At 51.4% G+C, this 19,514-nt stretch carries 20 protein-coding genes; 18 read left to right on the top strand and 2 right to left on the bottom strand.

Annotation, left to right across the window (positions count from 1 at the left end; translation table 11 throughout):
- The first annotated feature begins 112 nt into the window (after positions 1 to 112).
- From dxs to EDM55_RS17345, 9 genes are all read left to right on the top strand, one after another.
- Complete coding sequence (gene dxs, locus EDM55_RS17385; protein ID WP_122960902.1) at positions 113 to 1,999, top strand: 1-deoxy-D-xylulose-5-phosphate synthase; 1,887 nt, start codon at positions 113 to 115, stop codon at positions 1,997 to 1,999.
- Positions 1,996 to 2,814 (top strand): TlyA family RNA methyltransferase, encoded by an 819-nt coding sequence (locus EDM55_RS17380; protein ID WP_092268140.1) that lies wholly within the window; start codon positions 1,996 to 1,998, stop codon positions 2,812 to 2,814. The genes dxs and EDM55_RS17380 overlap by 4 nt, the downstream gene beginning before the upstream one ends.
- A 111-nt stretch (positions 2,815 to 2,925) precedes the next feature.
- The gene (locus tag EDM55_RS17375) at positions 2,926 to 3,783 is read left to right on the top strand and encodes an NAD(+)/NADH kinase (protein ID WP_092268141.1); all 858 of its coding nucleotides are present in this window, start codon (positions 2,926 to 2,928) and stop codon (positions 3,781 to 3,783) included.
- A 4-nt stretch (positions 3,784 to 3,787) separates the two neighbouring features.
- Positions 3,788 to 4,237 carry a transcriptional regulator AhrC/ArgR gene (gene ahrC, locus EDM55_RS17370; protein WP_092268142.1) on the top strand — a complete coding sequence of 150 codons (450 nt, stop codon included), beginning with the start codon at positions 3,788 to 3,790 and terminating at the stop codon, positions 4,235 to 4,237.
- Positions 4,238 to 4,251: 14 nt separating this feature from the next.
- The gene (gene recN, locus EDM55_RS17365; RefSeq protein ID WP_122960901.1) at positions 4,252 to 5,976 is read left to right on the top strand and encodes a DNA repair protein RecN; all 1,725 of its coding nucleotides are present in this window, start codon (positions 4,252 to 4,254) and stop codon (positions 5,974 to 5,976) included.
- 118 nt (positions 5,977 to 6,094) lie between these two features.
- Positions 6,095 to 7,435: a SpoIVB peptidase gene (spoIVB, locus tag EDM55_RS17360; RefSeq protein WP_092268144.1), complete on the top strand. Its 1,341-nt coding sequence runs from the start codon at positions 6,095 to 6,097 to the stop codon at positions 7,433 to 7,435.
- Between the two features lie 264 nt (positions 7,436 to 7,699).
- On the top strand, positions 7,700 to 8,485 hold the full coding sequence (gene spo0A, locus EDM55_RS17355) for a sporulation transcription factor Spo0A (RefSeq protein ID WP_092268145.1): 786 nt from the start codon (positions 7,700 to 7,702) through the stop codon (positions 8,483 to 8,485).
- Positions 8,486 to 8,864: 379 nt separating this feature from the next.
- Positions 8,865 to 9,431, top strand: a complete 567-nt coding sequence (locus EDM55_RS17350; RefSeq protein ID WP_122960900.1) for a beta-class carbonic anhydrase — start codon at positions 8,865 to 8,867, stop codon at positions 9,429 to 9,431.
- Between the two features lie 3 nt (positions 9,432 to 9,434).
- A complete protein-coding gene (locus tag EDM55_RS17345; protein WP_122960899.1) occupies positions 9,435 to 10,298 on the top strand; it encodes a metallophosphoesterase in 864 nt (287 codons plus the stop codon).
- On the opposite strand, the gene EDM55_RS17340 is transcribed toward EDM55_RS17345, so the two are convergent.
- Positions 10,295 to 11,161 (bottom strand): LysR family transcriptional regulator, encoded by an 867-nt coding sequence (locus EDM55_RS17340; protein WP_092268148.1) that lies wholly within the window; start codon positions 11,159 to 11,161, stop codon positions 10,295 to 10,297. The two genes, EDM55_RS17345 and EDM55_RS17340, sit on opposite strands and share 4 nt — an antisense overlap.
- Positions 11,162 to 11,266: 105 nt before the next feature.
- Between EDM55_RS17340 and EDM55_RS17335 the strand changes: the two genes are divergently transcribed.
- The 8 genes from EDM55_RS17335 (at position 11,267) to EDM55_RS17300 (ending at position 16,944) form a co-directional block, all read left to right on the top strand.
- Entirely contained in the window at positions 11,267 to 12,058 is a 792-nt protein-coding gene (locus EDM55_RS17335) for a class I SAM-dependent methyltransferase (RefSeq protein ID WP_170184317.1), read from the top strand.
- A 2-nt stretch (positions 12,059 to 12,060) separates the two neighbouring features.
- Positions 12,061 to 12,435 (top strand): VOC family protein, encoded by a 375-nt coding sequence (locus EDM55_RS17330; RefSeq protein WP_122960897.1) that lies wholly within the window; start codon positions 12,061 to 12,063, stop codon positions 12,433 to 12,435.
- A 1-nt stretch (position 12,436) separates the two neighbouring features.
- Positions 12,437 to 13,213: a class I SAM-dependent methyltransferase gene (locus EDM55_RS17325; RefSeq protein WP_122960896.1), complete on the top strand. Its 777-nt coding sequence runs from the start codon at positions 12,437 to 12,439 to the stop codon at positions 13,211 to 13,213.
- A 146-nt stretch (positions 13,214 to 13,359) separates the two neighbouring features.
- The gene (locus EDM55_RS17320) at positions 13,360 to 13,536 is read left to right on the top strand and encodes a DUF2759 family protein (protein WP_092268152.1); all 177 of its coding nucleotides are present in this window, start codon (positions 13,360 to 13,362) and stop codon (positions 13,534 to 13,536) included.
- A gap of 127 nt (positions 13,537 to 13,663) precedes the next feature.
- Entirely contained in the window at positions 13,664 to 14,830 is a 1,167-nt protein-coding gene (gene steA / locus EDM55_RS17315; RefSeq protein WP_092268153.1) for a putative cytokinetic ring protein SteA, read from the top strand.
- Between the two features lie 11 nt (positions 14,831 to 14,841).
- Positions 14,842 to 15,399: a copper transporter gene (locus EDM55_RS17310; protein WP_092268154.1), complete on the top strand. Its 558-nt coding sequence runs from the start codon at positions 14,842 to 14,844 to the stop codon at positions 15,397 to 15,399.
- On the top strand, positions 15,386 to 16,078 hold the full coding sequence (locus EDM55_RS17305; protein ID WP_092268155.1) for a glycosyltransferase family 2 protein: 693 nt from the start codon (positions 15,386 to 15,388) through the stop codon (positions 16,076 to 16,078). The genes EDM55_RS17310 and EDM55_RS17305 overlap by 14 nt, the downstream gene beginning before the upstream one ends.
- Complete coding sequence (locus tag EDM55_RS17300) at positions 16,060 to 16,944, top strand: UDP-N-acetylmuramyl pentapeptide phosphotransferase (protein WP_122960895.1); 885 nt, start codon at positions 16,060 to 16,062, stop codon at positions 16,942 to 16,944. Before EDM55_RS17305 ends, EDM55_RS17300 begins: the two co-directional genes overlap by 19 nt.
- A 33-nt stretch (positions 16,945 to 16,977) precedes the next feature.
- On the opposite strand, the gene EDM55_RS17295 is transcribed toward EDM55_RS17300, so the two are convergent.
- Positions 16,978 to 17,238, bottom strand: a complete 261-nt coding sequence (locus tag EDM55_RS17295) for a DUF2627 domain-containing protein (protein ID WP_092268157.1) — start codon at positions 17,236 to 17,238, stop codon at positions 16,978 to 16,980.
- A 171-nt stretch (positions 17,239 to 17,409) separates the two neighbouring features.
- On the opposite strand from EDM55_RS17295, the gene EDM55_RS17290 reads away from it, so the two are divergent.
- Complete coding sequence (locus EDM55_RS17290; RefSeq protein WP_122960894.1) at positions 17,410 to 19,485, top strand: sigma 54-interacting transcriptional regulator; 2,076 nt, start codon at positions 17,410 to 17,412, stop codon at positions 19,483 to 19,485.
- Positions 19,486 to 19,514: the final 29 nt, after the last annotated feature.

The raw sequence follows: 19,514 nt of genomic DNA, 5'->3' as shown, positions 1-19,514 counted from the left end.
GAAGCGTAATTGAAGGCTCTGCCCAAAGGGGGAGCCGTGTTTTCCTTGGGTTGGATTGGATTGCAGCACGCACAATCGCCGGAGAACGAACAGTGGAAAGTGAGGAATACCCATGCTGCTAACTACTATAAATGATCCTCAAGACTTAAAAAAGTGCACTCAGCCGCAGCTATATACATTGGCCTCCGAAATCCGGCAGTTTCTTGTGGAGAACCTGTCCAAAACGGGCGGTCATTTGGCTCCAAACCTTGGTGTAGTCGAGCTGACGCTGGCTTTGCACTATGCATTCGAAAGCCCTCGGGACAAGCTGATCTGGGACGTAGGGCACCAGGCCTATGTACATAAAATGCTGACGGGACGCCGCGACATGTTCCCTACCCTTCGTCAATACAAGGGGCTGTGCGGGTTTCCGAAAATGATTGAAAGCCCACATGACGTGTGGGAAACCGGGCACAGCAGTACGTCCTTGTCTGCAGCGATGGGGATGGCGACAGCCCGCGATTTGAAAAAGGAAAAAAATCATGTGGTTGCTGTGATCGGGGATGGAGCCTTGACCGGCGGGATGGCGCTGGAGGCACTAAACCACATCGGGCATGAGCGAAAAAACGTGATCGTGGTGCTGAACGATAACGAAATGTCCATCGCTCCGAACGTTGGCGCCCTGCACAACTATTTAGGCAAATTGCGTTCCACGGAGAACTACCAGTGGGCAAAGGATGAGGTGGAAGGCCTCCTCAAATCCATCCCTGCTGTAGGTGGAAAGCTGGCAAATCTGGCTGAGCGTTTCAAGGACAGCATGAAGTATTTGCTGGTTTCCGGGGTTCTATTCGAGGAGCTCGGGTTTACTTACATCGGCCCAATCGACGGGCATGACATTGGTCTGCTTTTGGATACGATGAAGACAGCCAAACAGACAAAAGGGCCTGTGCTGATTCACGCGATCACCAAAAAAGGAAAGGGCTATGCCCCAGCGGAAGCGGATTCGGTCAAGTGGCACGGAATCGGCACCTACAAGATTGAGTCTGGTGATACGCCCAAGTCAGCGCCGACCTATACGTCGATCTTTGCTGAAACCATGATGCAGCTCGCGAGCGAAGATAAAAATATCGTCGCCGTGACACCTGCCATGCCAGCTGGCTCAGGGCTGATCCCGTTTGGACAGAAGTTCCCGGAACGCCTGTTTGACGTCGGGATCGCAGAGCAGCATGCTTGTACGTTTGCTGCCGGATTGGCGACCCAAGGCTTGAAACCGGTTTTGGCTATCTACGCGACGTTCTTGCAAAGGGCGTACGATCAACTGATCCACGATGTGGCTCGTCAAAAGCTCAATGTGGTATTTGCCGTGGACCGCGCCGGTTTGGTTGGTGCAGACGGCGAAACGCATCAGGGAATGTACGATACCGCCTTTATGCGGATCATTCCCAATATGGTCATCATGGCGCCGAAAGACGAAAACGAGCTGCGTCATATGATGAAAACGGCTTCTGTTTACGAGGAAGGACCGATTTCCTACCGTTACCCACGTCTGCCTGTGCGCGGAGTCGAAATGGACGAGGAACTCAAGGTACTGCCGATCGGAAAAGCGGAAATCGTACGCGAAGGCAAGCATGTGGCGATTGTATCGTTCGGGCATGTTTTCGAGGTAGCGGAGCAAGCAGTGAGCCAGCTGAAGACTGAGGGATTCGAGCCGATGCTCGTCAATGCCCGCTTCTGCAAACCGCTGGATGAGGAGCTTTTGCTGCGCCTTGCCAAAGAAGGCTACCATATTATTACCGTAGAAGAAGGCGCGGAAATGGGCGGTTTCGGCAGTGCTGTACTGGAATGCTACAATCGTGCAGGCTATCACGATGTAAGTGTACAGATGATTGCAGTTCCTGACTATTTTGTCGAGCATGGCAGTGTGAAAGAACAACGGCTCGAAGTAGGTCTCACGGCAGAAAATATTGCGTCCCGTGTGCGTGCGTTGATGCCAGTATCGAAGGGCGTAGTGGAAGCATGAGTATTCGAAAAGAGCGTGTAGACGTCCTGCTCGTGGAACGGGGCATATATGAAACGAGAGAAAAAGCAAAAGCAGCTGTCATGGCTGGACTCGTTCAAGTAGCGGGCGAGCGGTGCGACAAACCGGGAACCAAATTCCCGGAGGATGTCGCAATTACGGTCAAAGGGGAGGTCCATCCGTACGTAGGACGTGGTGGGCTGAAGCTGGAAAAGGCATTGCGTGTCTTTGGGATCGACATGACTGGACGCGTGATGATGGATATCGGAGCTTCTACGGGCGGGTTTACGGATTGTGCCCTGCAGCATGGCGCACGGCTCGTCTATGCAATTGACGTGGGCTATGGCCAGCTGGCATGGAGCCTCCGTCAGGACGAACGTGTCGTAGTCATGGAAAGAACGAACTTCCGCCATCTGGATCCTGAGACCTTTGATCATGAAATGCCGGATTCTGCGTCCATCGACGTATCGTTCATTTCTTTGCGATTGATCTTGCCGGTTTTGCACCGTTTTCTCAAAGACGGCGGCGAAGTGGTCGCGCTTGTAAAGCCACAGTTTGAAGCTGGTAAAGAAAAGGTTGGAAAGAACGGCATCGTGCGGGATCCTGAAACCCATGAAGCCGTTTTGACAGACATTGGAGAATATGCCCGAAGGCTTGGCTTCTCCTTGAAAGGTTTGGATTTCTCTCCGATCACAGGGGGAGAGGGCAACATCGAGTTTGTCATGCATGCTGCAAAAGGTGGAGACGGGCTGGATTCGGAGGAGTGGCTAAAACTGGTAACAGAGGTAGTCACTTCAGCTCATGCCGTGTTAAAATAAGGAAGTGCACAAAGCCTCGGGAGTTTTGTCCGAAACGAGGCTTTTTATTTATGCATGAGAAGTTGTATACTTGTATAAGGATTTCCAACCAACCGGTTTGGGGTGGACCATGTGAAGAAAATTGGAATTATAGCGAATAAAGGAAAACCAGAGGCGCGAATCGTTGCACGCGAGCTGCTTTATCTGTTAGAGGACCGTGGTGCTGAGGTTTTTCTGGATGAACACATCGCATCTGACCTGGGACGTGCCGAGCTGGGAACGACTGTAGAAGGGATCGGGAAACAAGCCGACCTCGTATGCGTACTGGGGGGAGACGGCACGCTCCTGGGTATCGCCCGTCAGCTGGCTGGGCGTTCTTTGCCGGTACTGGGGATCAACCTCGGGACATTGGGCTTTTTGTCAGAAGCAGAGCCAGAGAACCTGCAGCATGCTGTCGATAATCTCCTTTTGGGAAAGTATGATATAGAAGAACGCACCATGCTGGAAGCGACCCTTGTCCGCAAAGAGGTCAGCTTGGGCACGTATACCGCGATGAATGACATCGGGATCGCAAAAGGCTCTTTTTGCCGAATCATCCAATGCGCGGTCTATTTGGACAACGCTTATGTGGCGACTTTTAGTGGCGACGGTGTGATCGTCTCGACGCCTACTGGCTCGACGGCGTACTCGTTGTCTGCAGGAGGGCCGATCGTTGCCCCGAATGTGGACATGCTATTATTGACGCCAGTCGCTCCTCATTCATTGACCGCAAGACCGATGGTGCTCTCTGGAAACGAAGTCATCCGCATAGAGGTGGACGCTGTCCATCAGGAAATGGGGCTGTCCATTGATGGTCAATTCGGCTACAGGCTGGAGGGCGGCGATCAAATTTTCATTAAAAAGTCCCCGTATGTCACACCGTTGATCAAATGGAAGACAGGCGGCTTTTTCGAAGCAATTCGTACGAAATTACAAGGGGAATGGGAGTAATCATATGAATAAAGGGCAACGACATATCCGAATCCGGGATATCATCAGCAACACTGAGGTGGAGACCCAGGATGAGCTGGTGGAACGTCTGCGTGCGGCTGGCTTCAATGTGACGCAAGCAACTGTGTCCCGTGATATAAAGGAGTTGCATCTGGTAAAGGTGCCGCTGCCAGATGGAAGGTACAAGTATTCTGTGCCAACCGAGCAAAAGTTCAATCCACTGCAGAAGCTAAAACGCATGCTCGTCGATTCATTCATGAGCATCGACAAAGCCGATCACTTTATTGTTCTGAAAACTTTGTCCGGACATGCAAATGCGGTTGCTGAACTGATTGACAACCTGCCCTGGGAAGAAATCATGGGAACGATCAGCGGCGATAACACGATTTTGATCATTTGCCGTTCCAAGGAAAATACCGATGAAGTGACAAAGCGCTTAATGGAAATGCTGTAAAGGGGTCACATACCATGTTAGTGGAACTCTCCATTCGTAATTTTGCCATTATCAAATCGGTAACGGTGTCTTTTCAAAGAGGGCTGAATATCTTAACCGGTGAAACAGGAGCAGGGAAATCCATCATCATCGATGCGCTGGGTCTCTTGCTGGGAGGAAGGGCATCCGCCGATTTTGTCCGTTATGGAGAAACACGGGCAGAGGTCGAAGGATTGTTTGAGCTGCCAGCGCTTCATCCGGCTTTAGGCGTGTGCGAGAGTGTTGGTGTCCAAGTCGAGCAGGATGGCATGCTGGTCGTGAGAAGGGATATATCCAATCAGGGCAAAAGCATCATTCGCCTGAATGGACAGTTGGTCACCCTTGCCATGCTGCGCGAGCTGGGACCGTGGCTGGTTACCGTACACGGACAGCACGATACGCATATGCTGATGCAGTCGGACAAGCATATCAACTGGCTGGATGCATACGGGGAATCGGCGCTGGGAGCTGCGAAGGCAGAGTATACAAAGCTGTACACGGCTTTTCGCAAAACCAAACAGGACTTGGAACGGATGGCCAGAAATGAACGAGAGCTTGTTCAACGTATCGATCTGCTGGAATATCAGCTCAACGAGATTGAGTCGGCCCAGCTTTCCCCCGGAGAAGATGACAAGCTGCAGCAGCAGCGAAAAAAATGGATGAACATTGAGAAGGTTTATTCATCCATGCAGGACGCGTATCGTTCCCTGTATGGAGATCAAAAAGGGATGGACTGGCTTGGGCACGCCATGGGCGAGCTAGAGCGCGTGGTTGGCTACGATGAACAGCTTGGACCCATTTTGGAATCAGTTCAGAGCGCGTACTACCAGATTGAAGACGTGGTGCATCAGCTGCGACATTTGTCGTATCAGATGGACTTCGAACCAGCTCAACTGGCAGAGGTCGAAAGTCGGCTGGATCAAATCCAATCGCTAAAACGAAAGTATGGAAAAAGTGTAGATGATATTTTGGAGTATGCCGCGACGATTCAGGACGAGCTGGATGACATGCACCACTATGAAGATCGTCTTCAGCAGGTTCAGGAGCGGCTGACAGAGCTTGCAGCGGACTTGGCTGTAGAAGCTATGGAGCTGTCAGTCATCCGCCAGGAGTGTGCGCAAAAGCTGGCTGTCGAAATCGAGCAGCAGCTAAAAGAGCTGCACATGGAACGAGCTCGTTTCGCGATTGATGTCCGACAAACGCCGGATGAAGATGGTGTCGAGATTGAGGGCATCAAGCGGCAGGTAGACGCTAACGGGATGGATCAGATCGAGTTTCTCATCTCTCCCAACCCCGGCGAGCCCCTGCGTCCGCTGGCCAAAATCGCATCCGGTGGCGAGCTTTCCCGTGTGATGCTGGCGATCAAGGCCATTCTCGCAGGGACAGATCAGGTCGAGACCTTAATCTTTGATGAAGTGGATACGGGAGTCAGCGGGAGAGCGGCCCAAGCGATTGCAGAGAAGCTGGCCCGTGTTGCCGGTCAGCGACAGGTCCTCTGCATTACGCATCTGCCTCAGGTTGCTTCCATGGCAGACGCTCATTTTCTCATCCGAAAGGAAATGAGTGACCACGAAACGATGACGTTGGTAACGAGACTGTCAGATGACGAGCGTGTGATTGAGCTTGCTCGCATGCTGAGCGGTGCGGAAGTTACGACGAAAACAGAAGAGCATGCTCGTGAAATGATCGAGCTTGGACGCGAAAGAAAGACTGCTACCTGACAGAAGGGTAGCAGTCTTTTTTTCCTGACATAATCCGCTTCCTCGGAGGCAACATTAAAGGTACACAAGGTGGAGGTGTCACATAGGTGTAGGTAGGGAACGGTAGGAGTGATTGCTGGTGATCCGACAGAACAAAAGAAAATGGATGGGAAGTTTCCTTCTCCTCATCACGGCCCTCGTCGTGAGTTCCACCCCGTTCCGCGATCTGTCGTCCTTTCCTCACGAATTGCGAGTGATGGAAGGATCCCTCGAACAGTTGCGCGTCTCCGTGCCAGTAATGGGCACTCTTGTCAACAGCAACCCCGACATTTTGCACGTCAATGGGACGCAGGCGCGTGAAGTGTCCGTTGATTTGAGCAAGCCGATGTCCGTCGAGCCTCGTCGGGCAGGTGAAGCCCAATTGCAGGTGAAGTGGCGAAATATCCCCCTGACAGCCGTCAAAGTGAACGTCCTGCCTGATTTCCGTTTGTATCCGGGTGGACAGTCGATTGGCGTCAAGCTTCAAACAGCGGGTGTTCTCGTCGTGGGCCATCATTTGGTGGATGATGGCAAATCCAAATTCTCACCTGGAGAGCAGTCTGGCATACACGTAGGAGACATGATTGTCAAAATGAATGATCTGTACATCAACGACATGAGCGATGTCAAAAAGATGATCAACGAGGCCGGAAAGAAGAATCATCCGGTGCAGCTCTTAGTCGTGCGTGGAAAAGAAAAGCTCAACCTCACTCTGCAGCCAGCCAAAGACAAAAAGGATAACGAGTACCGAATGGGTCTGTACATTCGCGATTCGGCAGCAGGAGTAGGAACGCTTACTTTTTATGATCCCCAATCAAAGGCATATGGTGCGTTGGGACATGTTATTTCCGACGTGGATACTGGGCAGGCCATTGTCGTTGGGGACGGGCAGATCGTTCAAGCCAGTGTGACATCCATAGAAAAAGGACAGAGCGGCAATCCCGGTGAAAAGTTTGCTCGTTTTTACAACGAGAGTGAAGTGCTAGGTAACATCACCAAAAATACTCCTTTCGGCATTTTTGGAAAAATGAAGGACGAACCGAAAAGAAGCTTTTACGATGAGCCACTCCCTGTTGCTCTGGCAGAGCAGGTAGAAGAAGGCCCTGCCAAAATTTTGACCGTCGTAAACGGGCAAAAGGTAGAAGAGTTCGATATTGAGATCGCAAATGTGATCAAGCAGCATTTTCCTGCTACAAAAGGCATGATAATTAAAGTGACGGACAAACGTCTCCTGGAAAAAACGGGTGGCATTGTTCAGGGAATGAGCGGCAGCCCCATTATTCAAAAAGGAAAGATTGTGGGAGCAGTGACACATGTTTTTGTCAACGATCCAACCTCGGGCTATGGTTGTTACATCGAATGGATGCTGCGCGACGCCGGGGTCAATGTGCGCAACGCACCTGAGTCGGAGCAGCAATCCCCGATCGGCAAAGCAGCATGAGGACAGGGAGACGGGCCGTCACGCGAAAAAGCGAGACGGCTTTTTTCTCCTTCCGTCGAGAAGGTTCGGTCTATGGCAAATGAGCGTATTCTTTGTCGAAATATCAGTTAAATCGTTCAATCTTTCGTCATTGGCAGGAATGAATATCGGTTTGTCGAATTCCTTTAGTAGTGAAAAGATGGCTTGGACTTATTCTTATAAATCACCAACTTCTAAGATGCCACCTTCTTTCCAAAAGACCGTCCATTGTTAGGAGGAACGACTTTGAGCAAGATCGAAGTGTTGTTGGCAGATGATAACCGCGAATTCGTCAATCTGTTGGAAGAGTACATTAGTAGTCAGTATGATATGGATGTCGTTGGCGTAGCGTACAACGGTAATGAGGTAGTCAGACTGCTCCAAGAACGTGTGCCCGATGTTTTAATTTTGGATATTATCATGCCTCATTTAGATGGTCTGGCTGTATTGGAACAAATTCAGGCCATGCGGTTGTCTCCACAGCCGAAAATCATCATGTTGACTGCATTCGGACAGGAAGAAATCACGAAAAAAGCGGTTGAGCTCGGAGCTGCCTACTACATCCTCAAGCCATTTGACATGGAGGTTTTGGCCCAGCGAATTCGCCAAATGATTTCGTCAAAGCCATCATCCTTTGTCACCTCGGTAAAGCCGCAGTCTACCTTGCAGGTGAGAGGACGGAATCTGGACGCCAGCATCACCAGCATTATTCATGAGATCGGGGTTCCGGCTCATATCAAGGGCTATTTGTATTTGCGTGAAGCCATCACCATGGTGTACAACGATGTCGAGCTGCTAGGGTCCATCACGAAAGTCCTGTACCCGGATATCGCGAAAAAGTTCAACACTACAGCAAGCCGCGTAGAGCGTGCAATCCGCCACGCGATCGAGGTCGCCTGGTCCCGCGGTAATCTGGATTCCATCTCCAGCTTGTTTGGCTATACCATTTCCAACACCAAGGCGAAGCCAACCAATAGCGAGTTCATCGCGATGGTGGCAGACAAGCTGCGGATTGAGGCCAAGATTAGTTAAGGCTCTGTTAAAAGAGATCTCGTATTGACCCAAAGACATCCCTGTTCACAGGTTCAACCTACCATGAACGGGGTGTTTTTGTTGAACTTTCATGGATGGGGCAACAGACTAGCGGCGCAGGCATATAGGACGGGACCATGTTACATGGGCAAACGCCGGAAAAGAAGGGACATAAAAGTGTCAGAGATTGCAGAAACTAGTGCTTTAACCAGTAAGGTCCTAGCCCTTCATTTTACCCTTTTGGAGGTATTCCCGAATCCTTTTTCCTGGCATGCATGAGTTTAGACCAGTCCCCAAATGTGCAGCAAACAGTTGAACCATCTGGATAACCATGTAAAATAGAATAGAAACTATACTGAATGAGGCGGGTGTACAAGTAATGCGTAACCTAGATGAGATCCTCGAATTCAACCGTCAATTTGTAGAAAACAAAGAATATGAAAAATATCAAACCACCAAATTTCCGGACAAGCGATTGGTTGTCTTGTCTTGCATGGACACACGTCTGGAAGAGCTGCTTCCGAAAGCCATGAACATGCGAAATGGAGACATCAAGCACGTAAAAAGTGCGGGGGCGATTGTCTCTCACCCTTTTGGAAGTATCATGCGCAGTATTTTGGTTGCGATTTATGAGCTGAATGCTGCGGAAGTCATGGTTGTCGGCCACTACGACTGCGGGATGAGCGTGATTGACAGTAGCCGTACCATGGAAAAAATGATGGATAAAGGCGTATCTGCCCAGACCTTCTCGACATTGCAGCACGCGGGAATCAATCTCAATCAATGGCTGCGTGGATTTGAAAATGTGAACGAGAGCGTGAAGAACAGCGTGGAAACGATCAAGAACCATCCACTGTTGCCAGAGAGCGTTGCGGTACACGGTCTCCTGATCGATCCGGTGACAGGAAGACTTGATGTCGTCGTGAACGGGTACGACAAGATTTAGGTGATGAGTGATCCCAAGATTTCTACGATCACGCGCAAAACCTTTCTGCAAAAGCTGATGCATTGGGCAGGCCGACTGGTCGGTCTAGGTGTGGCGGCAGGGGTGTACAGCTACGGCTGGGAGCGGCATTGGATTGAAACAACAGAGGTAACGATCACGCTGCCGAAGCTGCCAGATGCGTTTCGCGGGACGAAGCTCGTGCATTTCAGTGACCTGCACTTGGGGCACTTCAGTGAGCCAAAAGACGTCCAGCATGTCGTGGACCTCATCATGAGCAAAAAACCTGACATGATCTGCTTTACAGGTGATCTGGTGGACGAGAGCACACGGTATCTTTCCGCTGTGCTGCCGATTCTCGGACAGCTGGAGGCCCCGCTGGGTAAGTATGCGGTGCTAGGCAATCATGACTACCGTGCCAGACAGCAGCAGGTCATTCGCGATACGCTAAGCAGTGCAGGCTTTGAGGTCTTGGACAACCGGCACGTACGCGTGGATAGGCAAGGCAGCTCTCTGCATATGGCAGGCGTGGACGATGTCCTGTTTGGGGTACCTGATTTGGCGAGAGCGCTTGGGGATATTCCTACAGACGAGGCCGTGATCCTGCTGGCGCATGAGCCGGATTTTGCGGATGAGACGGCAGCTTATCCGGTCGGATTGCAGCTATCGGGGCACAGCCACGGGGGACAAGTTAGGCTCCCGTTGATTGGAGCCATATTGACCCCCAAGCTGTCCCAAAAATACGTACAAGGGCTGTACAAGGTAAAAGACACTTCGCTGCAGGTCTATACCTCAAGAGGGCTCGGAACGACGATATTGCCCATTCGCTTATTTTGCAGACCGGAAGTGACCGTCATCACACTACGTTAATAATTGTCTTTCATCCACTGGACGAATTGCTGAAAAGCTTCGTCCTCTTTTTTTGGGTGTAAATAGGCGATGAGGGTAGGGCGTACGAGCTCACCCTCCGCGATATCATGCGCGACCAGCGATCCTGAGCAGAGCTCTTCTTGGATCGTTCTTTCTGGCAGCATCGTGATGCCAAGAGACTGCTCCACCATTTTTTTGACGGCACTGAAGCTGTCCAGCTCCATAATCGCATTCGGGAAAACACCGTGCTGAGCAAGAAACCGGTCGATTCTTTGACGGTAAGGGGCTGTATGATTGCCAAAGAGGATCATTTCTTCGGTTCCCCATTCAGGAAAGCCGGGAAACCCGTTTGCCCAAGGGTGGGTAGGCGAAGTGACGAGCAAAATTCGGTCACTTGGCAAGAACTCCTGGTAAATATGTGGGTGATACATCTCGCTCCCAAGAAACGCGATATCGGCTGTTCCGGTCAGCAAGGCACTGAGCGATTCCTCGTATAAAGTGGAGCGCACGTAACAGGTAAATTGGGGATTTGCCGCTCGATACTGCCCGATGAGACGGGGGAGCTCGAAGGCCACAAAAGCTTTGCCTGCGACGATCGTCATAGATTGGCGCTGTTCTTTTTGCTCGGTAAAGGCTCTCATTTGCTCCACAATACTGGCGGCGATGGGCAGCAAACGACGCCCTTCTGCTGTCAGGGATACGCCGGAAGCAGTCCGCACGAATAGCGCAGTAGAAATTTGGCGTTCCAACTGCTTGAGCCGATGGGTGACCGTCGATTGGGCGAGGAACAGGGCTTGTGCTGCACGATTGATCGACCCATGCCGGGCGATGGTCAAAAATATCTCTAAACTCTCCTTGTCCATCTCGTCTTTCACTCCTTAGCGAATTTGTCGATATCTAGTTATCAATATTCTATAACAAAGTAGGAGTTTTTTGGAATAAGATAGTGGCAGGAGGTGTTCTTCATGATCAATAAGGATGATGTGAAAAAGGCCGTTCAAGCTCAATTTGGAAGAAACGCCGAAAAATATGTTGAAAGCGAAAGCCATGCAAAAGGTGACGATCTAGACCTCTTGGTAGACTGGCTGCAGCCGAAAACGGACTGGATCGTTCTCGATATTGCAACGGGTGGCGGTCATGTGGCGAGAAAGCTGTCTGTCCATACGGAGCTTGTTGTGGCAACTGATTTGACGAGAATGATGCTGGAGGCTGCGAGACGGGCCAATATCGAAGCAGGTGCTGGCCCCATTCAATACGTGCAGGCCGATGCGGAAGCTCTTCCGTTTTTGGATGAGTCCTTTGATGCAGTCACTTGCCGGATCGCTGCGCATCACTTCCCGGACCCGGAAGCGTTTGTCCGCGAGGTAAGCCGAGTATTGCGTCCAGGGGGAAGCTTCCTTTTGATCGACAACGTCGTTTCGGATGATCCTGACCTCGCAGCGTTTTTCAATCATATCGAAAAATTGCGTGACCCGAGTCATGTACGGTGCTTGGCTGTGAAAGAGTGGATCGATTTGTTCACCCAGTATGGATTGGTCGGAAAAATGCAAAGGCATCGGGTCAAGAGAAAAGATTTCAAGCAGTGGGTAACCAGGACTGCGGAATCCAAAGAACAGGAAGAAGCTATAGAGAATGCGCTGCTTCAGGCGAGCGATAAACAAAAAGCCTATTTGGAAATGCTGGTGGAGGACGGCCGCGTACGAACGCATCAGATCGAAGAGTGGATGGTGCTCTGCCGCAAAGAGAGAGGAGATTTGTAGAGATGGGAAACGAGTTTGCATGGATGGGTTTTGATCACGTTCAATTAGCGGCACCGGTTGGCTGTGAAGAGGAAGCTCGCCGTTTCTTTGGGGACCTGCTGGGAATGACAGAGGTGCCCAAACCCGAGAAGCTGAAAGTTCGCGGCGGGGTATGGTTTCAGTGTGGTCCTCAGATGATTCACATTGGAGTAGAAGCAGCCTTTCAGCCGGCAAAAAAAGCCCATCCTGCATTATTGGTCGGGAATATCGAGCGTTTGATGGCGCATTTGCAAGAAGGCGGCAATCCGATACGAGTCGATGACGAAATTCCAGGGGTGATCCGATTCTTTACGGAAGATCCGTTCGGAAACCGATTGGAGTTTATGGAGGGGAAATGAGATGGGGATGGATTTTCATGCGGAAGAAAATCAAAGCTCATACATAGGTCGGACCGCCGATGAATCCTGGAGACAGGCGATGAAAGCGATTGTTCCACCGGAAGGCAAACGTGTAATCGATATCGGCTGCGGAGGGGGGATCTATAGCAAAGCGTGGGTGGAGATGGGATCTGCTTTAGTGATTGGTGCCGACTTCTCCGAGGTGATGTTGAAAGCAGCGTGGGAGAATTGCCATCAGGACCCCCACATAAAATTGATTCGCAGGGCAGCTCACGCGACAGGGCTGGATAGCGGAAGTATGGATATCGTCTTTGCCCGGGCGTTGATTCACCATCTACCTGAGCTCGATCCCTTTATGGAGGAAGCGTATCGCTTGCTCGCGCCGGGAGGCCTGTGTATCATCCAGGACAGGACCATGACGGATGTTCTCATGCCAGCATCTCCTACCCATTTTCGTGGCTATTTCCTAGAAAAGTTTCCGCAGCTGCTGGCAAAAGAGGCCAAACGGCGACCGGAAGATCAGGCAGTGCGTGAAGCGCTGCAAAAAAACGGTTTTGAGCAGGTTGCGGCCACTTCTCTTTGGGAAGTCAGAAGAAGGTATGAGCGATGGGAGGAGCTGGAACAGGATCTGCTTGCGCGGACGGGGCGCTCGATCCTGCATGAGCTCTCAGATGAAGAGCTGCAAATACTGGTCACCTATATCGGAGAAAAAGTAGCGCATGAGACCAGCATAGAGGAGCAAGATCACTGGACGATATGGATAGGCATAAAGAAATAAGGCATAATAGACAAGAAATCATTCTCTAATTGTGAAATCGTTTGTCACAAATTTGGATATGCTTGTCTCATTATTGATGAAGCTTTATAATGAAATTGCCATTGTATTCCGGTTCGCGTCATCTTGGTAAAGGAGTTGTCGTACTTATGAAAGTGGTTTTGTTTGATTTCCTCATGTTTATCTTCACGATTTTCATCGCTTGGGGCTGTGTTAGCTCTCTCAAAGCGAAAAACAAGTTTGCGATCGGCTTCGGGGTTGTTTCTTTGCTCGTCTTCCTTTTTGCCGACGGTCTGATTATTTATTACGCAACTAAAGGCGCGTAATAACTTCAAACATGATTGAGGAGAGGCTGTGCACCTTTGCGCAGCCTCTTTTTCGCGTCTATAAATATCAAACGTTTACGCATGAGCAGAGGGAATTTTTAGCATACTAGGTTCGGAGGTGGAGCAGGTGATCAAGCGAAAAAAGCCTGGTTCCTTTTCGAGCGAGGCAGTCGTCCTGGCAGATCGCAAGACAAAGCAGCTGTGCAAACGACTGGGCTCCGAACATATTGCACTCATTGATCATGCAGACGTAGATGAGATGGCGGCCGGTTCTTTATTGGACACCGGAGTGCAGACAGTTATCAATTTGTCTCCTTATATGACAGGGCAATACCCGGCAGAGGGTGCTCGCCGGCTACTGGCAGCAGGTGTACGGCTCTATGAAATCCCCGCCAATTACGATAACCCCTCAATGATTGATCAACTGAATGGCTGCCAGGCTTCCCTGACGAACAGCCAGCTGCGCTTCTCTACGACACAAGGCGTGGAGACGATCATTCCGCTCCAAATGGTCACCACCGAGCATATCCAAGCGAAGTGGACGGAGGCAAACGTCACACTGGATGAAACGCTTTCCTTATTTATTGACAATACACTCCAATATGCCAGTCGGGAAAAGGACCTGTTCCTCAAACCTTTGTGCCAGCTGGATTTACGTACCCGAATGGAGAATCGGCATGTAGTGGTGGTAGTTCGCGGCAAGCACTACCGTGAAGATCTGCAAACACTTCACGCGTACATCCGAGAATACCGACCGATTCTAATCGGAGTGGACGGCGGCGCAGACGCATTAATCCAGGCCGGATACATCCCTGATCTGATTGTAGGAGATATGGACAGCATCTCTGACAAAGCGCTGATGTGCGGCGCCGAGATCGTGGTTCATGCCTTCTCAGACGGAAGGGCACCGGGTAGGTGGAGGGTCAGCGACCTTGGACTGGACTATCACTTGCTGCCTGCACCTGGCACGAGTGAAGACGTCGCCATGCTATTGGCTTATGAAAATAACGCAGAGCTGATCGTAACGATCGGTACGCATACCAACATGATCGATTTTCTCGAGAAAGGGCGCAAGGGGATGGCAAGCACCTTGCTCGTACGCACGAAAATTGGAACGAAGCTGATCGATGCCAAGGGTGTCAATCAGCTCTATCAGCCACGCTGGTCGTGGAAGCTGTGGGGATGGTGTATCGCTGCGATGCTGACGCCCATTACCGCCGCGCTCATGATCAATCCAGTTGCCAGGCACGTTGCGCAAATGCTGTGGACGCAATGGCGGACTTGGGCTTTTTAGGAGGCAATTCATTGATACACTTTCGATATCATTTGCTATCTCTCACGGCCGTCTTTTTTGCGCTGGGGGTAGGAATCCTTTTAGGAGGAACGGCTGGTCATGCCTGGTTCGCGGTGGGGGAACAAGAAGTGCTGGCGAAAATGGAGGCCAAATACGATCGGGCGCTCAAAAGCAACAATGAACTGAAACAGCAAATGAACCAACTGCTCAGTGAGGTAGAGCGAAGCAATGAGGAAGTCATTCATTTGATGGCGATGCGCTATTCGTCTGATCTTTCCGGGAGCAAGGTATTCGTTTGGCACGAGCCTGAGCTGAAGCTGGAGCCGATCAAACGGCTGCTGCGAACTGTTGGTGTGGATGTTCTGCCATATGCGGAAGGTCGCGCTCTCTCTGATGGCCTGCTCCTGGTGTTTGCCCATGAGGAACCCTCGTGGCTGGAAAGCTTGCCAGGACCCCGACATTGGCTGCAGCTCGAGCAAGTACCTGATTCTCCTGCCAAGCAGTGGGCATTGCTGGAGAAAGTCCAAAAATTGCTGACGGAGATGAGGGTGGAACGTGAAAAAAGTTAGTGTCGTCATTCCCGCATACAACGAAGCGGACGCGATCGGAGCCACGCTTCGAGCCATTCGCGAGCGCTTTTTTTGCGATGAGCTGATCGTCGTTGATGATGGCAGCAAGGACGGGACCGGAGAGCTGGCAAAAAAATGGGCTGATCTGGTCATCCAGCTTCCCGGAAATCGTGGAAAGGGCGCCGCCTTGCAGACGGGCTGGCAGCATGCAAAAGGAGAGGTTGTCCTATTTCTGGATGGGGACCTGCGCGAAAGTGCCGCTGAAGCCGCGCACTTGCTTTTACCGGTCCAAGAAGATGCTTGTGACATGGCTGTAGCTGTTCTCCCGCCACCAAAAACAAAGGGGGGAATGGGCCTGGCGAAAGGATTGGCTCATCACGGCATTCGCATGCTTACTGGTTTCGAGACGCTAGCCCCTTTATCAGGACAAAGAGCCGTGCGCAAAGAAGTTTTGGATCAGCTAGGAAAACTGGACAAAGGATTTGGCGTAGAGGTTGGTTTGACAGTGGATGCTCTGCGGGCGGGCTATCGGGTGATGGAAGTACCCGTACGGTTTTCCCATCGGGAGACCGGCAATGACATGGCTGGCTTTTGTCATCGTGGAAAAGAGTTTATCGCGATCAGCCGGACCCTTTGTCGAAAATGGTGGGAGGGACATGCATGGGCACGGAATGGCTGATAGCAGCGGCAATCGGGTTGCTGCTCCCTGTTGGAATCCACCGACGGCTTCTCGTGACCGTACGTAAAAGATTTCGTAAGCGGGGCATGCACCGGGTGAACTACCAGGGAGTGGAAGTGGTGACTGCTGGGGGTGTCATGCTCGTCATCTCCACGGCTGCTGTCCTGCTCGGAATGCTGGTGGTAATCGGGATCGGCTCGAAGGAGTCGGGGGTCTGGAAAGAAGGGGCGTTAATGGGAGCGGGAATGCTGGCCATTGCTTTCTGGGGCTGGCAGGATGACTGCTCCGTGGACAAGCAGGCAAAAGGATTTCGGGGCCACTTCGGTACGCTCTGGCGCGAGAGACGTATGACGAGCGGTTTGTGGAAAGTATGGGGCGCAGGGAGTACCGCCATTGTTTTGGCCTTGGCCCTTGGACCCGCAAACTTGTGGTCGGGCCTGCTAACCGCCTGCTTGCTAGCCAGCGCTGCAAATGTCCTCAATCTGTTTGACTTGCGGCCGGCCAGGGCGATCAAAGTCTTTTGGCTGCTGGAGGCGGTGGCGATCTCGCTTTGTTACTGGACGAGTGACCTGCTAAGCTTTTTCAAGCATGGCATCTGGCAGCTGCCCATGCTGGCTGCGACTTGCATGCTTTTCCGTCACGATGCAGGGGCACGCGTCATGCTCGGCGACACCGGTTCCAATACGCTTGGCTTTGTTGTCGGATTTGCGTTTGCCGCCGGGACTCCACTGATCGTTCAGCTTATGATTTTCCTGCTGTTTGTCGGCGTACATATAGTGGCGGAGTTCTTTTCGATATCGAAGCTCATCGAGAGCAGCAGCTGGCTCACACGGATTGATCGATGGGGGAGATCAGCAGAGCCTTAAAAAACAGAAGAACCAGGCTGTCCATAGCCTGGTCTACTCGTCTTCGTCTGGCTCCGGTATCATGAAGCGCGGCTGCACACGATTTTTCTTGCGCTCGTGGTGCAGGATAAAGCCTGCGATAAACAAAACGGGGATGACAAAGCATAAAATACCTGCAATCAGCTTTCCCCACAAGAAGCTTACCTCGGGGGAGATGGAGTAAAAGAACGCATCCCGAATCAGCTTGATTCCGTACATCGCTATGGCAGCAGGAATCACCATGATCAGAAGTGCGATCATCTTCTGTACGACCAAGGGTGTTTCACACCTTTCCTTCTCTTCCCACTCATCATATCGAATGAGGTCTTGCTTGTCCATAAGCGGCGTGCAGTGAACGAGCGCACGCTAGACAACTACGCCTGTCCTTCACCGAACCATTGGAGTACAATGGTAACGAGTACGATTGCGAAAAGTGAGGGGGCACACATGCACAAGCTGCTCATCGTTGGTGCCGGACGGGGCGGAAGCGCACTTTTGCGCATGCTGAATCAAATGGATCGCATTGAAATCGTAGCTGTTGTCGACCATCGACCAGACGCCCCGGGTCTCGCGCTGGCGCGTTCTTTTGGCATTCCGACCGATATTGACTACCGTCCGTATTTGGATGCTGATTTGGACGTGATCTTGGAAGCGACAGGCGATCTAGGCGAATACAAGCACTTGCGTCATCTCAAGCAGGAAAAGACCGTACTGATCCCCGGCACGTTTACCCGAATCGTGATGAAGCTCATCCGGGAGAGAGACAAGCTGATTAACGCCATGATGCAGAATGAGCGTGAGCGGGAAACGATGCTCGACTCCACACACGATGCGATTATTGGTGTAAATCGACAGGGTGTCATTACCTTGTTCAACAAGGCAGCCGAAAGACTGATGGGGATTGAAGCCAGCAAAGTGCTGGGCACCGGGGTGACAGAGCGTATACCGAACACCCGGTTACATATCGTATTAGAGACGGGCTCACCCGAATTGAATCAGGAACAGATTTTGCCCAATCAGACGCGAATCATTACCAATCGCGTGCCAGTCCGGAATGAACGGGGAGAAGTAGTCGGAGCCGTAGCGATCTTTCGCGACATTACGGAGATCATGGCTCTTGCGGAGGAAGTAACAGATTTGAAAGAGCTGCAAAGCATGCTTCAGGCAATCATCGACTCATCGGATGAGGCCATCTCCGTCGTGGATAAAAACGGGAACGGTCTACTGATCAACCCAGCTTACACCAGACTTACGGGTTTGACACAGGATGACATCATCGGAAAGCCGGCCACTGTCGATATTTCCGAAGGGGAAAGCATGCATATGCAGGTCCTGAAAACGAAAAAGGCAGTACGCGGTGTACCGATGAAAATTGGTCCAAAGCGCAAGGATGTCGTGGTGAATGTGGCTCCCGTGATGGTAGATGGAGAGCTGAAAGGCAGTGTCGGTGTCGTTCACGACGTGTCTGAGTTCAAGCGTCTGACGGAAGAACTGGAAAAAGCACGCCGCATTATTCGTACGTTGGAAGCAAAATATAGCTTTGCAGACATTATCGGCTACAGCGAGACCATGCGATTGGCCATCGAGCAAGCACAGAAAGCTGCTCTTACACCTGCCACGGTCTTGCTTCGAGGAGAATCGGGTACGGGGAAAGAGCTTTTTGCCCATGCCATTCATAACGGAAGTGAACGCAAGTATAAACAGTTCATTCGTGTCAATTGCGCTGCTATTTCCGAGAGTCTCCTGGAAAGCGAGCTGTTTGGCTATGAAGAAGGTGCCTTTACAGGTGCGCGCAGAGGCGGAAAGCGTGGACTTTTTGAAGAAGCGAGCGGCGGGACTATTTTTCTGGATGAAATCGGCGAGCTGTCCATGAACATGCAAGTCATGCTTTTGCGCGTCTTACAGGAACGGGAGGTCGTACGTGTCGGGGGGACGAAGCCGGTCCCGATCGATGTCCGGGTCATTACCGCTACCCACGTCAATCTCGAGTCCGCGATTTCGGTCGGAAAGTTTCGCGAGGACCTGTACTACCGACTCCACGTCGTTCCGATTCAGATACCGCCACTGCGGCAGCGACTGGAGGACATCAAGCCGTTAGCCATGCACCTTTTACGCAAGTACAACCTGGAGTACGGTCGCAATGTAGAAGAAATCGACGAGCGAGCCTTGCAGCTGCTGCTTACCTATCATTGGCCAGGAAACGTGCGCGAGCTAGAAAATGTGCTGGGACGAGCGATGATCCATATGCGAATCAACGAGCGCATGATCCTGCCAGAGCATTTGCCCCCTTTGGAGCGAAGGGCTGTCTCTCGCAGCGAGGAACCAAGACCAAGCTTGCAGGCGACTGGAAAAACGCTGAAGGAAGCGATGGAAGAAGCAGAGCGCGAGCATATTTTGCGAGAGCTGAAAGCGGCCGGCGGAAACAGGACGCTGACAGCAAAACGTTTGGACATTTCCATTCGCAGTCTTTACTACAAGTTGGAGAAGCTAGAGAATATGGGAATGATCGATCAAAGTAAGTGAGACGTCCGTGCAAGAAAATGCATGCAAAA

It is taken from the genome of Brevibacillus centrosporus, from assembly GCF_003710815.1.
Taxonomy (GTDB): Bacteria; Bacillota; Bacilli; order Brevibacillales; family Brevibacillaceae; genus Brevibacillus; species Brevibacillus centrosporus.
This window is presented reverse-complemented; position numbering and strand designations above follow the sequence as displayed.

Bases quoted from the DNA above. Each gene is read 5' to 3' on its own strand.
- dxs (WP_122960902.1), top strand. From the start codon at position 113: ATGCTGCTAACTACTATAAATGATCCTCAAGACTTAAAAAAGTGCACT.
- EDM55_RS17380 (WP_092268140.1), top strand. From the start codon at position 1,996: ATGAGTATTCGAAAAGAGCGTGTAGACGTCCTGCTCGTGGAACGGGGC.
- ahrC (WP_092268142.1), top strand. From the start codon at position 3,788: ATGAATAAAGGGCAACGACATATCCGAATCCGGGATATCATCAGCAAC.
- recN (WP_122960901.1), top strand. From the start codon at position 4,252: ATGTTAGTGGAACTCTCCATTCGTAATTTTGCCATTATCAAATCGGTA.
- EDM55_RS17350 (WP_122960900.1), top strand. From the start codon at position 8,865: ATGCGTAACCTAGATGAGATCCTCGAATTCAACCGTCAATTTGTAGAA.
- EDM55_RS17345 (WP_122960899.1), top strand. From the start codon at position 9,435: ATGAGTGATCCCAAGATTTCTACGATCACGCGCAAAACCTTTCTGCAA.
- EDM55_RS17340 (WP_092268148.1), bottom strand. From the start codon at position 11,161: ATGGACAAGGAGAGTTTAGAGATATTTTTGACCATCGCCCGGCATGGG.
- EDM55_RS17330 (WP_122960897.1), top strand. From the start codon at position 12,061: ATGGGAAACGAGTTTGCATGGATGGGTTTTGATCACGTTCAATTAGCG.
- EDM55_RS17325 (WP_122960896.1), top strand. From the start codon at position 12,437: ATGGGGATGGATTTTCATGCGGAAGAAAATCAAAGCTCATACATAGGT.
- EDM55_RS17320 (WP_092268152.1), top strand. From the start codon at position 13,360: ATGAAAGTGGTTTTGTTTGATTTCCTCATGTTTATCTTCACGATTTTC.
- EDM55_RS17300 (WP_122960895.1), top strand. From the start codon at position 16,060: ATGGGCACGGAATGGCTGATAGCAGCGGCAATCGGGTTGCTGCTCCCT.
- EDM55_RS17290 (WP_122960894.1), top strand. From the start codon at position 17,410: ATGCACAAGCTGCTCATCGTTGGTGCCGGACGGGGCGGAAGCGCACTT.